Origin of the sequence: Mycolicibacterium komossense, assembly GCF_025822605.1 — a bacterium.
Classification (GTDB): Bacteria; Actinomycetota; Actinomycetes; order Mycobacteriales; family Mycobacteriaceae; genus Mycobacterium; species Mycobacterium komossense.
This window is the reverse complement of record NZ_JACKTY010000028.1, coordinates 210,558-223,061: the sequence shown is the minus strand read 5'-3', so window position 1 is coordinate 223,061 and position 12,504 is coordinate 210,558. Positions and strand designations below refer to the sequence as shown.

Below are 12,504 nucleotides of genomic sequence, written 5' to 3'. Positions count from 1 at the left end.
TGCTGAGCAGATGCCGGCTCGGCTCGATCCCACCTCGGATCCCAGCCAACCGTTGTGGCGCGCCGCGCAGGTGTTCCGCCTGCTCAGCTACCTCTACTCGATGGGTTTCCAGATCGTCAGCAATGACGAGCTGACCCGCCCGGCGCTGGGCTGGCTGCAGTTCGGGGTGCTGTCGGTGTGGACCCTGGTATGCGCCGCCGCGTATCTGCAGGGTTTCGGCCGCCGGGCGACCTGGGTGGTGGCCGAGCTGGTCGTGGTCGTGGCGCTGATGCTGTCGACGGCGCTCATCGCCTCCCCGCAATGGATCGCGGACAACCAGTCGCTGCCGACCACATTGTGGGCCACCAACGTCACCATCTCGGCGGCGATCCTGCGCGGTCCGGTGGCGGGCATGCTCGCCGGGGCGGCGGTGGTGGCCGCGTCGGCGGCGTTGAAGGGTTACGTCACTATCGATCTGGCCCGCAACGCGACCATCGTCATCGAGCTCGCCGTCGGGCTGGCGATCGGATTGGCGGCTCAGACCGCGCGTCGCGCGCACGCCGAATTGCAGCGTGCGGCACTGCTGACGGCCTCGGTGGCCGAGCGGGAACGCCTGGCGCGGCAGGTCCATGACGGCGTCATCCAAGTGCTCGCGCTGGTCTCCAAACGTGGCAGGGAAATCGGTGGTCCCACAACCGAATTGGCCGAGCTGGCCCGCGAACAGGAAAGCGCGTTGCGCCGGCTGGTCAGCGACAGCGGTGATGGCGGTGATGGCCGGGATGCGCATCCGGCGCTTGTCGATATCCGCTCCGGTCTGAGCAGGCAGGCCGGTGAGCGGGTGGTCGTCAGCGTCCCCGGTACCCCGGTGCTGCTGGACTTCGCGGTCGCCGCCGAACTGGAGGCGGCCGCCGTCAACGCCCTGGACAACGCACGGACCCATGCCGGCCCCGGCGCGACAGCGTATGTGCTGGTCGAAGATCTCGGCGAGGTGGTTACGGTCAGCATCCGCGACAACGGCGTAGGGATCGCGCCGGGACGTCTCGAACAGGCGCAGGCCGAGGGCCGGGTCGGGATCTCGAAGTCGATCGTCGGACGCTTGCAGGCACTGTCCGGCACCGCAACGCTGAGCACCGATCCCGACGGCGGCACCGAGTGGGAACTGACCGTACCCAGAGGCAGGAAGGGGAAGGCTCGTGGCTGAAGCCGGGCAGACGTGGAACGTGATGGTGGTCGACGATCACCCGATCTGGCGCGATGCGGTGGCCCGCGATCTCGCCGAGGACGGTTTCACGGTGGTGGCGACGGCCGACGGTGTCGCCTCGGCCCGCCGCCGGGCGGCGGTCGTCCAGCCCGATGTGGTCTTGATGGACATGCGACTCGGCGACGGCGACGGTGCGCAGGCCACCGCCGAAGTGCTGGCGGTGTCGCCGTCGAGTCGGGTGCTGGTGCTGTCGGCCTCTGGTGAGCGCGACGACGTGCTCGAAGCCGTTAAGGCAGGTGCCACCGGATACCTCGTCAAGAGCGCATCGCGAGCCGAACTCGCCGACGCTGTCCGTGCGACCGCGGCCGGGCGGGCGGTGTTCACCCCGGGCCTGGCAGGTTTGGTGCTTGGGGAGTATCGCCGCATCGCGCAGCGGCCGGAATCCGAGGCCGCCGCGCAGGTAGGACCGACGCCGACGCTGACCGACCGCGAGACCGAAGTGTTGCGTCACGTCGCCAAGGGACTGACCGCCAAACAGATCGCCGCGAAGCTGTCGGTCAGCCACCGCACCGTCGAAAACCATGTTCAGGCCACATTCCGCAAGCTGCAGGTGGCTAATCGCGTCGAATTGGCGCGCTACGCCATCGAACACGGTCTGGACCAGGAACCGTAGGCGCCCCGGCTGGCCGTGACGTCGGCGCTGTTACCTGCCGGCCGCTGCGGGTGCACACTGCAGCACCGACAGGATGGCATCGACCGCGCTTTCGCTCGCCCGCCCGACACTCTCCTGCGTGAAACCGCCGACGTGCGGAGTGGCGATCACCTTCTCGTGGCCTACCAGGCGCAGATCATTAGGTGGCTCAGTCGAGAATGCATCGACCGCATAGGCAGTCAGGTGGTCCTCGTTCAGCGCCGCCAGCACCGCATCCTCGTCGACGAGTTCGGCGCGTGCGGTGTTGATCAGGAGTGCCGCCTTCGGCATCCGGGCAAGACGCGCCGAGTCCAGTAGCGGCTTGTCGCCGGGTGGTGCATGCAGGGACAGCACATCCGCGGCGGCCAGAACCTGGTCGATGGTGGACCACCGGAATCGCGCGGGTGGAGTCCACCTCGGGTCGGGAAAGGCGTCATAACCGATGACGTTCATCCCGATACCTGCTGCCATCGTCGCCAGCCGCCGGCCGACCTGTCCCACCCCGATGATTCCCATCGTGCGCCCGGACAGCTCCACACCGGCTGAGCGTGACCAGTCGCCGGCTTTGAGTCGCGCGTCCGACCACGGGATACGTCGCACCCCGGCGAAGGCGAGGGCCAGCGCCAGTTCGGCCACCCCCTGCGAGTTGGCGCCGACGGCCGGCAGCACCTCGACTCCGAGCTCCCGTGCAGCAACCAGATCGATGTTGTTGACGCCGACTCCGTTTCGTGCGATCACCCGCAACTGCGGAGCGCTCCGTAGCACTTCGCCCGAAATCGGTTCCACGCCTGCCAGATACGCCACGCACGTCGGCAGTTCGGTGAGCAGCTCTTGGGTGGTCGGTGTACGAGCAGGGGCGGGAAACACCAACTCGAAGCCGTGCTGTTGGAGTCGTTCCAACGCCGGATGCCGACCCGTTGACAGTGAGCGCGGCGTCACCGCCACTCTCCCGGGAGGGAGCGTCGGTGCCGTCGCGCCGGGGGTCAGCCCGCCCATTTCGGGTTGTCCACGAACGTCGGCCGGCCCTCCACGTCGATGCAGAGCTTGCGAAAACCCTTCTGCTCGATGGTTCCGTAGTCGTGGCCCGCATGGCCGGGGAAGCCGAAGAAGGTGATCAGTGGTTCGGAGCTGCTCGTGTTGATACTGCGGTGCGCGTAGCGCCGCGGCACGTAGACGGCTTGGCCCGGCACGAACTGTGCCCACTGGACGTCGCCTTCCGGGTTCTCCATCAGCATGTAGCCCTCACCGGAAAGGCAGAAGTAGATCTCACCGGTGTCGAGCACCGTATGGAAGTGCCCCTTGGTCATGAAGTACTCGTCGCCGACCTTGCCGGGATAGACGATGCTCGTACCGTAGGCGACGTCACCCGAGGTCTGCGGGACGCCCATATCGTAGAACTCGTAGACCAGGACGTCTTCGCGTTCGATCCAGTCCTGCGCGGCCTGGGCGTCGGCGTACATGCTCGTCATCGCCGACAGTGTCCTGCGCAGCGGTTCACGTGCCGCGGACAGCCCGGTGCTCAGATCGAACGGAGTCACCGTGGCAGCAACTGTCGTGGCGGCGGCGGATGTGGTGGTGGTCATGTCAACCCTTCTCTGTGGTGGTGGTGGTGCGTGCAATATCGGCAAATGCATCGAATTCCGGTCCAGCCATGGGTATTTCGACGTCAAAGACGTCGCTGATGACCCGGGTCCAGCCGTGCAAGAAGTAAACCCAGCCGTCCTCGGCCCGTACTCCACGCGTGTCGCTTTGGGCGCGCGCCTGATCCAGGAACAGCAGATCGCCGCGATAATTGAAATCCCACGCGATGCTCTGCTGTGGGAAGACAGCGGCAGCGCCGAGCGGCGAGCCAGGGCGGTCCTTACCCAGGCCGGTGGCGTTCACGACGATCGAGCCGGGGGCCAGATCGGCGAGTTGGCGATCGTTGTCGGTAGCTGAGGCGGCGTGCACATAGTCGAACTTGAGCTCGGTGGCCAGCCGGTCGTGGATGGCACGCATCTCTTCCAGGCGCCCCGGGCGGCGGTTGGTCACCACGATCCGCGAAGGCGTGTCGTCACCGCGCTGCTGACGCCGGTGCAGGTACAGCGTCAGCGCCAATGCCGATCCGCCTGCGCCGAGCAGTAGAAGTTCGGCACCGTCGCGCCAGTAGTTTTCGGCGACGATGGCTTCCAGGGAAAGGCCGCTGGTGAGGGGATCCATCGCCTGGGCACGCAGTGTGGTGCCTCGCTTGGAGATGCTGCTCACCTCGCCGAGCAGCGCAGTGGCATCGCCCGCCTCATCGAACAGGTCGCGGGCAGCCTGGTAGAGGTTGAGCTTGTGAGTGGTGACCAGAGCACCTAGCGACAGCGGGTCGTTCTTGATGAACGACACCACCTTTCGGTAGGCCTCGGGTTCGGCGTCCAGTGGCAGATCGATTCCGGTGATGTGGGCGTCGATACCCAGATGTCGGGCCCAGGCGGGGAAGACTTTCATAATCGACGATGCGCCGGTGGTGACACCGACGAAGTACATCGTCGGTTTTTGGGCAGGAGGGGGTAGGGACATGTGGCTACTCCAGTGTTGTGACGACGAATGACGAAAGCTGACAGGCGAACTAGTGGTCTTCCCAGCTCCGCGCCCGGCTCACGGCCTTCTGCCAGCCGGCGTACATGGTAGAGCGGGTGGCCGTCGGCATCTGCGGGACGAAGGTGCGGTCGACATGGTAGGTGGTGGTGAGCTCGGCTCGGTCTTTCCAGTAGCCGGTGGCCAGCCCGGCCAGATAGGCGGCGCCGCGTGCGGTCGTCTCCACCACGGTGGGCCGCACGACGCCGATGTCGAGCAGGTCCGCTTGGAGTTGCATGAGGAAACTGTTGCGGGCCGCGCCGCCGTCGGCGCGGATCTCCCTGGCTTCGATACCGGAGTCGTTCTCCATCAAGGTGATGACATCGCAGATCTGGTAGCAGATGGCTTCGAGCGCTGCACGGATGATGTGATTTCGGTTGGCGCCCAACGTCAGACCGACGATGGCGCCACGTGCATACGGGTCCCAGTGCGGTGCCGCCAGGCCGACGAACGCCGGCACGAAGTACACGCCATTGGAATCGGGCACGCGCCTGGCGGCGAATTCGGTGTCGGCGGCGTCGTAGACGATCTTGAGCTCGTCGCGCAGCCATTGCACGGTCGCCCCCGACACGAAAATCAGTCCTTCCAAGGCATATTCGACTGTTCCGTCGAGACCCCAGGCGGGAATGGTCAGTAGCCCGGCGGTGGAACGTACCGGCACGTCACCGGTGTTCATCACCAAGCTGGCGCCCGTCCCGTAGGTCGTCTTGACCATGCCGGGTTCGAAACAGGCCTGCCCGAACAGCGCGGCATGCTGGTCGCCGATTGCGGAGGCGATGGGGATCTCGGCTTCGATGAAGATATCTCGACAGGTGTGGCCGTAGACCTCACTGCTCTGGCGGACCTCGGGCAGCATGTCTGGCGGGATGTTGAGCTCCTTGAGCATCCGGTCATCCCACGCGAGCCGATGGATGTCGAAAAGCATTGTGCGTGACGCGTTCGTGTAGTCGGTGACATGAACTGTGCCGCCGGTGAGATTCCAGATCAGCCAGCTGTCGACGGTGCCGAAGGCGAGTTCGCCCCGTTCGGCACGCCCGCGGACACCCGGGATGTTGTCGAGGATCCAGGCCAGCTTGGTGCCGGAGAAGTAGGCGTCGATCAGCAGTCCCGTGGTCGCGCGCACGTGCTCCTCGAGACCGTTGGCTTTCAGCCGGTCACAGAATGCTGCCGTCCTGCGGTCCTGCCACACAATGGCGTTCGTCACCGGTGCACCGGTGACGCGGTCCCAGACGATGGTGGTCTCGCGCTGATTGGTGACGCCGATGGCGGCGACATCACGTGCGGTGATCCCTGCTCGGGCGAGCGCCTCCTTGGCCACGGTCACCTGGGTGTTCCAGATATCGAGCGGGTTGTGCTCGACCCATCCTGGTCGGGGGTAGATCTGGGGGAACTCCTGGGCTGCCTCGACCACGACGTCTCCGTCGTGGTTGAACAGGATGGCGCGAATACTCGTGGTCCCCGCGTCGAGGGCCATGACAACGCTGTCACTCATCGACCCCGCCCTTTCTGTGTCGTTCACCGAGTCGAGCAGGTTCTTCCGGAAAGGTCACCATGGCTTTCATGCCTGCTCCAGAGGACGCGTGCTCCATCGCCTCGCCGATCTGCTCGATATCGAAAGTGCGGCTGATGAAACGACTCAGATCCACCCGGCCTTCGGTGACGAGCGCCAACGAGCGTTCGTAGTCGGAGTTGCTGCTCCCGGTGGTGCCGGTCAGCACCAGCCCTCGGTAGTGCACCCGGTTGGTGTCGATCTGGGCCCCAGCGCCGCGCCCGAGACCGGAGAAGAAGTTCAGGCGCCCGTGCGTGGCCAACAATGTGACTGCCTGGGTCTGCACGGCGGGGTCGGAGACACAGGTGAGCACGACATCGGCGCCACGTCCCGCGCTCTGTTCCATCACCACCTCTTCGAGATTCTCGCGGGAGGTCAGCACTGTCACGTCAGCACCTGCTTCGCGGGCGCGATCGAGGCGCTGAGGTGAGCGGTTGGCGACGATCACCTTCGCCGCCCCGGAGAGTTTCGCCAGCAGCGTGTGGAAAATGCCGATCGGTCCCGCGCCGACGATGACCACGATGTCGTCGCGCCCGACATCGAGGACATGCTGGCCCCGAAGGCAGCACGAGAACGGCTCGAGGAGCGCGGCGGTGGCGAAGGAGACGTTGTCAGGCAACCGAAAGACGTTGCCGCGCTGCAGCGCGTGGCCCGGTACCCGCAGGTACTCCTCGAACCCGCCGTCGATGGTGATACCGAACGCTTCGTAGTCGGGACACATGTTGTTCAGGCCCCTGCGGCAGAACCGGCAGTGTCCGCATCCGATGTTGGGGGTGATCGACACCCGATCTCCGGGGGCGAAGCCACGGGCCTGCGGGCCGACTTCGACCACCACGCCGGCGGTTTCGTGTCCGAGCACCCGGTGACGGCCGTCCGGTAACTTGAAATGGCCGTGTTCGGCGATGCGCAGATCGGTGCCGCAGATCGACGCGGCACGCACGGCGACCAGTAGCTCGTCGACCCCGATGTCGGGAACCGGGATGTCCTCGACCTTGACTACTCCCGGACCATGGAATACGGCGGCTTTCATGGCCGCCCTCCGCCGGCCGCATGCGCTCGCGCCTCGGCGCGGGCCTCCGGTGAGACGGCGAAGACGACCTTGTTCGACCAGATGCGTTTGCCGGCAATGTCGGCCATGAGTTCGGGAGCCTCCTCGAGACCGCGCACGTGGCTGATCAGTGGTGCGACTGCCAGTGAACCCCTGGCGATGTGTTCCACCACCATGTCCCATTCGCTGCGCCCGGATGGCATGATCCGCGAGTTCCATGTCCCGATGATCACCAGCTCGCGACGGATGAACGAGGAGATCAGGGACTGCGGGATGGTGACGTCACCCTTGAGGTCGCCAAGGAGAAGGATCTGCCCCTGCGGTGCGGCTGCTTCCAGGCACTGAAGGAAGGCCGAGGGGAATCCGCTCGCTTCGACGACGGCGTCGAGCCCGCGGCCACCGGTACGTTCTCCGGCCGCGGAGACAGCATCCTGTGTCGAGGCGTCGAGCACCTCGAACCCCAACTGCTCCATCAACTCCAGCTTGCGGCGGTCGACGTCGGCGACGAGCACCCTGGTCCAGCCCAGGATTCGGAGCCACTGGGCAGCCAGTGCCCCGATGGGTCCGGCGCCGACCACCATCACCGTGCCCGCCGCGGGGACCCGCAGCTTCTGCACTGCGTGCAGTGCGACAGCGGCGGGTTCGACCGTAGCGGCATGGGCCAGCGGCATGCTGGACGGTACCGGCACCAGGTTCGCCTCGGGGACCCACAGCATTTCGCACATCCCGCCGTCACGGCGCGAGCCGAAATAGTCGTAGGCATCGCTGAGCGCCCACTCACCGACGCGGGTCAGTGGGTCGTCGGACCGCGGTAACAGCGGGAAGACGGCCACTCGGTCACCCGGTGCGAACGTGCTGTCCTCGGGCGCCTTTTCTATCACCGCGGAGAATTCGTGTCCAAGGACCAGCGGGTAGTGGTAAGCGGTGTCGTGGGCGAACCGCAGAACATCGGAACCACACACTCCGACGCTGCCGACCCGCACCAGGACGGGCCGCTCCCCGAACGGCAGGGGATCGGGTAGGTCCTTGTACACCAGAACATCTTTCGACTCCAGAACGGCCGCTTTCATCGGGTCAGACCTCCATCCCGTACCGGTGAGCCTTGTGTGTCGGGTAGAGCGAGATGGTCGGTATGGTCACGTCAGGGGTGCGGGTGGCCACCCACAAGGTGGCCTCGGCGACGTTGGAGACGTCTATGCAGCTGGCGTAGATGCCCTCTGCCATCTCCTTCTCGTCGAGCCAGCCGTCGGTGTAGGCCGGGATGTCGTCGTCGTAGAGCCCTTTGTCGATAATCTCGGTCATCGGAGTGGCGACGTGCGACGGGTTGATCACCGTCACCCCGATGTTCTTGTCCTTGCCCTCCAGCAGGATGTTCTTGCTGAAGCCGAGCATGCCGTGTTTGGAGGCGCGGTAGGGGCTGTGCCCGGGCCCGGAGGCGATCCTGGTCGAGGACGAGCCCATGTTCATGATGCGTCCTCCGGTGGGCTGGGTGGACATGACGCGAAAGGCCTCGCGGCAGCTCAGGAAGACGGCCGTCAGATTGGGGCCCATGGTCTTGTTCCATTCCTCGAGTGTCACCTCGACGACCGGTGGAGACAGGGAATCACGGCCGGCACTGTTGACGACGAGGTCGACCGAGCCCCAGGTTTCTCGCGCGGAGGCAAAGAAGTTGACCACCGATGACTCGTCGGTCACATCTGCGACATGCGCTTCGGCGATCCAGCCGTGTGAAACGATCTCGTCGACAACAAGTTTCAGTCGCTCAGCGTCGTTGTCCACGACGAGCACCTTTGCCTGGTTTGCGGCGAACGTGCGGCTGACCGCTTCACCGATACCGGATGCGCCACCGGTGACGATGGCGACCTTGCCGGTAAGTGCTGAGCCTGATTCTGGAAGGTAGTTGGGCGCGAATGTCGGGGTACTCATTGTAATTTCCTCTCGCAGTTGGGATTTTATGAAATGGTGACGGTGCTGCCGATTGCCGCTGCTTGTGCAGCTCGCTCGGCGATGACCGAGAAGTCCCCGGCACTGATGTCGGCCGCCGGCGCAATCCACGTCCCACCGATCGCCGCGACGTTGGGTTGGGCCAGCCAACCCGGTGCGGTGTCCGCCGTGATACCACCGGTCGGCATGAAGGAGACCTCGCCGTAGGGTCCGCCCAGCGCCTTGAGCATGGCGAGGCCACCACTGGCGACTGCGGGAAAGAACTTGAGCAGAGCCAGTCCGTTGGCCAGACCCTGTTCGACGCCGGTGGGTGAATTCACCCCGGGGATGATCGGAATCTGTCGCCGACGGCAGTGGTCGACGACTGCTTGATTGAAGCCGGGCGTGACCACGAAGGCGGCGCCGGCCTCGATGGCGACGTCCACCATCGTCGGTGTCAGCACAGTGCCGGCACCGACGAGGACGTCGCGGCAGTGTCTCCGCAACTGCCGGATCGCAGCGGCAGCGGCAGCGGTGCGGAAGGTCACTTCCACGACGGGGAGTCCGCCGTGCTGTAGAGCCTCACCGAGACGGGGCGCCGCAGCGGAATCGTCGAGTTGGACCACGGGAACGACTCGAAGGTGCGACAGGTCGGTCAGGATGCCGGCCATCACCGTTCACCTGCTTTCCGGTTGGTTGGGACGATGTCGAATGCGGCGCCCACCGCGGGAACGGTCCAGGCCGGTCCGCCGCCGCCCTTGCGGAGTTCATCGATCACCGCGTCGGGTGCGACGGTGTTGAAGTCGAAGAGCCCGAAATGATGGCAGATGAACGCGGGAATGCCTGCGGTGCTGCATAACTCAACTGCTTCGGACAACTTGAAATTGCCGGGAACGCCGTTGGCCAGCCGATGGCGGTCTCGACCGTTGATCGGCAACAATGCCACATCGATATCCAGGGCCGCCAGGATGTCGATCTGTCCGGGGTAGGGCACACAGTCACCGGAGTGGTAGATGCGGGCCGTGCCGGTGTCGATGACATAGCCCAGGAAGTGGTGGGCGCCGTCGGCGTCCCGGGTCAATTCCTCGTGTGCCGCCGGGATCGCGGTTACGCTGAAGGATCCGAGCCGAACCCGCTGGCCCGCGTCGATACCGTTGAGCAGTTCAGCAGGAATATTGCGTTCGATGGCGATCGACGCCCGGGCCAGGGGAGTGACGAACTGCGGTCGGTTGGATTGCAGCAGTCCGCTGATCGTCCACGGATCCATGTGATCGGTGTGGGCATGGGTGTGGAGCACGGCGACAACGGAATTCAGATCCTCACCGGCGATCGGGGCGGCATGCAGGCGTTGATGCGGGAACACCGTCCCGGCGTATTTTGTCGCGAGACTGTCGGACAGATAGGGGTCGACGAGGAGGACCTGCTGGTCACGGCGGATGGCGAACCCGGCCTGACCCAACCACCACACCTGGGTGGTGTCGCCGCTGGCGGCGGTGCCGTTCATCAGATCGTCGATCGTGAGTGAACGCCTGTAACGCACGGAGAACGGCCCGTCACCCGGGCCCTGCGCGACAGTGTGCGGCACCAGCGTCGCGGCGCCCGACGTGCTCACTGCGCCCCGGCCGGGACCCGCACCGGGGCGTCGGAGGTGTGCTCCGCGCCGGGGGTGACCGCACCGGTCATCAGTGCCACCGCGTCGGGCATGCTCAGCTGCGATGTCGGTACGCAGGCGATACGACGTCCCAGACGCTGCACGTGGATTCGGTCGGCGACCTCGAAAACGCTCGGCATATCGTGGCTGATCAGGATTACGGGTATACCCCGGTCGCGGATCTGGGCGATCAGCTCAAGGACCTTTCCCGATTCCTTGACGCCCAGCGCGGCTGTCGGTTCGTCCATGATGATCACGCGGCTGCCGAAAGCGGCGGCTCTGGCCACCGCGACCGCCTGGCGCTGGCCGCCGGAGAGTGTCTCCACCGCTTGGCCCAGATTCTGGATGGTCGCGAGGCCGAGCTCCTCGAGCAGGATTCGAGAACGTTCCCGCATGGCCCGGCGATCGAGCAGGCGCAGGACGCTCCCGCGTACTCCTGGCTGTCGAATCTCTCTGCCCATGAACAGGTTTGCGCTGATATCGCGGGCCGGGGACACCGCAAGATGTTGATAGACGGTCTCGATGCCTGCGCTTCTCGCGTCGATCGGGGAGCGCATGGTCACCGCCGCGCCACCCACCCGGATGCTTCCTTCGTCGGGGACCAGTGCACCGGACAGGCACTTGATGAGTGTGGATTTGCCGGCGCCGTTGTCGCCGATGACGGCCAGCACCTCACCGGGGTGCAGAACCAGGTCGGCGCCAGAGAGTGCGGTGACGTGGCCATACCGTTTGACGAGGCCGCGGGCTTCGAGGGCGGGTGCATCGACTGTTGTTGCGGCGGTGTTCATCCCGCGACCTTTCTGGTCCACTGATCCAGTCCGACTGCGACGATCACGAGCACACCGGTGGTGAATGTCTGCCAGAGCACATCGACTCCGGCCAGGGTGAGTCCGTTGCTGAAGACACCGACGATGAGCGCTCCGATCAGGGTGCCGACGACGTGGCCACGACCACCGAAGAGACTCGTTCCGCCGATGACGACGGCGGTGATGCTGGTGAGGTTGGCGCCTTCGCCGGAGAACGGACTGATCGAGCCCACCCGCCCGATCAGGAACCAGCCGGCAGCCGCACACACCAGCCCTGCCACGGCATACACGCTGAGCAGCACCCGTGAAGTGCGAATCCCGCTGAGTCGTGCGCCTTCCGGGTTGTCACCCACCATGTAGACGTGTTCACCCCAGGCGGTCCGGCGTAACACGATTGCCGCGGCTATCACGGTGAGCAGCATCAGAATGCTGCCGTAGGTGATGCGTGCGCCCAACACGGTGAAGGTCTGGCCTGGCCACAGCAGCAGGCGGGGCAGATCCTGGCCGCGGATGGTTTGACTGTCGGAGAGCCAGATGGTCAGTGCCGTAAAGACGCTCAGCGTACCGAGAGTGGTGATGAATGGCGGGATCCGGAATCGCGCTACCAAGGCCCCGTTGACGAGTCCGCACACCAGGCCGGTGATCAGCGCCGCGCCCAGTGCGAGCACCGCGGGGATCCCGTGTTCGGTGGCCAGTTGACCCGCCACGACGGTGGTGAGGACCATGATCGCGGCCACCGACAGGTCGATGCCGGCGGTGAGCACGATCAGCGTCTGGGCGACTCCGAGCATTCCGACGATCTGGACCTGCTGGAGTATCAGCGACACGTTGCCGGGTTGCAGAAACGCCGGGCCCACTATCGCGGTGAAAGCTACGGTGGCGGCGACGAGCACGGCGGTGGGGCCGAGCAGTGGTCGGCTGTGCAGTCGGCGCTGGATCCGCGCGCCCAGTGGCGCCGGCGACGTGGCGGAAAGTGGCTCGCCAAGGCGTCGCTCGTCTGCCGGCGATGTGAGCGTCATCGGGCTGGCGTCAGGTGACATCGTCTTCCTCCTTGC

13 protein-coding genes are annotated in these 12,504 nt (G+C 65.6%); 2 read left to right on the top strand and 11 right to left on the bottom strand.

Features of this window, described 5'->3' with window-relative positions; all coding sequences use genetic code 11:
* Window positions 1-10 precede the first annotated feature (10 nt).
* On the top strand, window positions 11-1,180 hold the full coding sequence (gene macS, locus H7J73_RS12055) for a MacS family sensor histidine kinase (RefSeq protein ID WP_264067605.1): 1,170 nt from the start codon (window positions 11-13) through the stop codon (window positions 1,178-1,180).
* A 22-nt stretch (window positions 1,181-1,202) separates the two neighbouring features.
* A complete protein-coding gene (locus H7J73_RS12050) occupies window positions 1,203-1,853 on the top strand; it encodes a response regulator (protein ID WP_264067908.1) in 651 nt (216 codons plus the stop codon).
* A 30-nt stretch (window positions 1,854-1,883) separates the two neighbouring features.
* On the opposite strand, the gene H7J73_RS12045 is transcribed toward H7J73_RS12050, so the two are convergent.
* From H7J73_RS12045 to H7J73_RS11995, 11 genes are read right to left on the bottom strand one after another with little or no spacing between them, the layout of a single operon-like run.
* Window positions 1,884-2,810, bottom strand: coding sequence for an NAD(P)-dependent oxidoreductase (locus H7J73_RS12045; RefSeq protein WP_264067604.1), 927 nt, complete (start codon window positions 2,808-2,810; stop codon window positions 1,884-1,886).
* Window positions 2,811-2,854: 44 nt separating this feature from the next.
* On the bottom strand, window positions 2,855-3,454 hold the full coding sequence (locus H7J73_RS12040) for a glucose-6-phosphate isomerase (protein ID WP_264067603.1): 600 nt from the start codon (window positions 3,452-3,454) through the stop codon (window positions 2,855-2,857).
* A 1-nt stretch (window position 3,455) separates the two neighbouring features.
* Window positions 3,456-4,415, bottom strand: a complete 960-nt coding sequence (locus H7J73_RS12035; protein ID WP_264067602.1) for a shikimate dehydrogenase family protein — start codon at window positions 4,413-4,415, stop codon at window positions 3,456-3,458.
* 49 nt (window positions 4,416-4,464) lie between these two features.
* Window positions 4,465-5,964 (bottom strand): glycerol kinase GlpK, encoded by a 1,500-nt coding sequence (gene glpK, locus H7J73_RS12030; protein WP_264067601.1) that lies wholly within the window; start codon window positions 5,962-5,964, stop codon window positions 4,465-4,467.
* A complete protein-coding gene (locus H7J73_RS12025; protein ID WP_264067600.1) occupies window positions 5,957-7,051 on the bottom strand; it encodes a zinc-dependent dehydrogenase in 1,095 nt (364 codons plus the stop codon). Before H7J73_RS12025 ends, glpK begins: the two co-directional genes overlap by 8 nt.
* Window positions 7,048-8,139 carry a galactitol-1-phosphate 5-dehydrogenase gene (locus H7J73_RS12020; RefSeq protein WP_264067599.1) on the bottom strand — a complete coding sequence of 364 codons (1,092 nt, stop codon included), beginning with the start codon at window positions 8,137-8,139 and terminating at the stop codon, window positions 7,048-7,050. The genes H7J73_RS12025 and H7J73_RS12020 overlap by 4 nt, the downstream gene beginning before the upstream one ends.
* A 4-nt stretch (window positions 8,140-8,143) precedes the next feature.
* The gene (locus H7J73_RS12015) at window positions 8,144-8,995 is read right to left on the bottom strand and encodes an SDR family oxidoreductase (protein ID WP_264067598.1); all 852 of its coding nucleotides are present in this window, start codon (window positions 8,993-8,995) and stop codon (window positions 8,144-8,146) included.
* A gap of 26 nt (window positions 8,996-9,021) precedes the next feature.
* Complete coding sequence (gene eda / locus H7J73_RS12010) at window positions 9,022-9,663, bottom strand: bifunctional 4-hydroxy-2-oxoglutarate aldolase/2-dehydro-3-deoxy-phosphogluconate aldolase (RefSeq protein WP_264067596.1); 642 nt, start codon at window positions 9,661-9,663, stop codon at window positions 9,022-9,024.
* On the bottom strand, window positions 9,663-10,604 hold the full coding sequence (locus H7J73_RS12005; protein WP_264067594.1) for an MBL fold metallo-hydrolase: 942 nt from the start codon (window positions 10,602-10,604) through the stop codon (window positions 9,663-9,665). Before H7J73_RS12005 ends, eda begins: the two co-directional genes overlap by 1 nt.
* Window positions 10,601-11,431, bottom strand: coding sequence for an ATP-binding cassette domain-containing protein (locus tag H7J73_RS12000; protein ID WP_264067593.1), 831 nt, complete (start codon window positions 11,429-11,431; stop codon window positions 10,601-10,603). The genes H7J73_RS12005 and H7J73_RS12000 overlap by 4 nt, the downstream gene beginning before the upstream one ends.
* Window positions 11,428-12,489: an ABC transporter permease gene (locus tag H7J73_RS11995; protein WP_264067592.1), complete on the bottom strand. Its 1,062-nt coding sequence runs from the start codon at window positions 12,487-12,489 to the stop codon at window positions 11,428-11,430. The genes H7J73_RS12000 and H7J73_RS11995 overlap by 4 nt, the downstream gene beginning before the upstream one ends.
* Window positions 12,490-12,504: the final 15 nt, after the last annotated feature.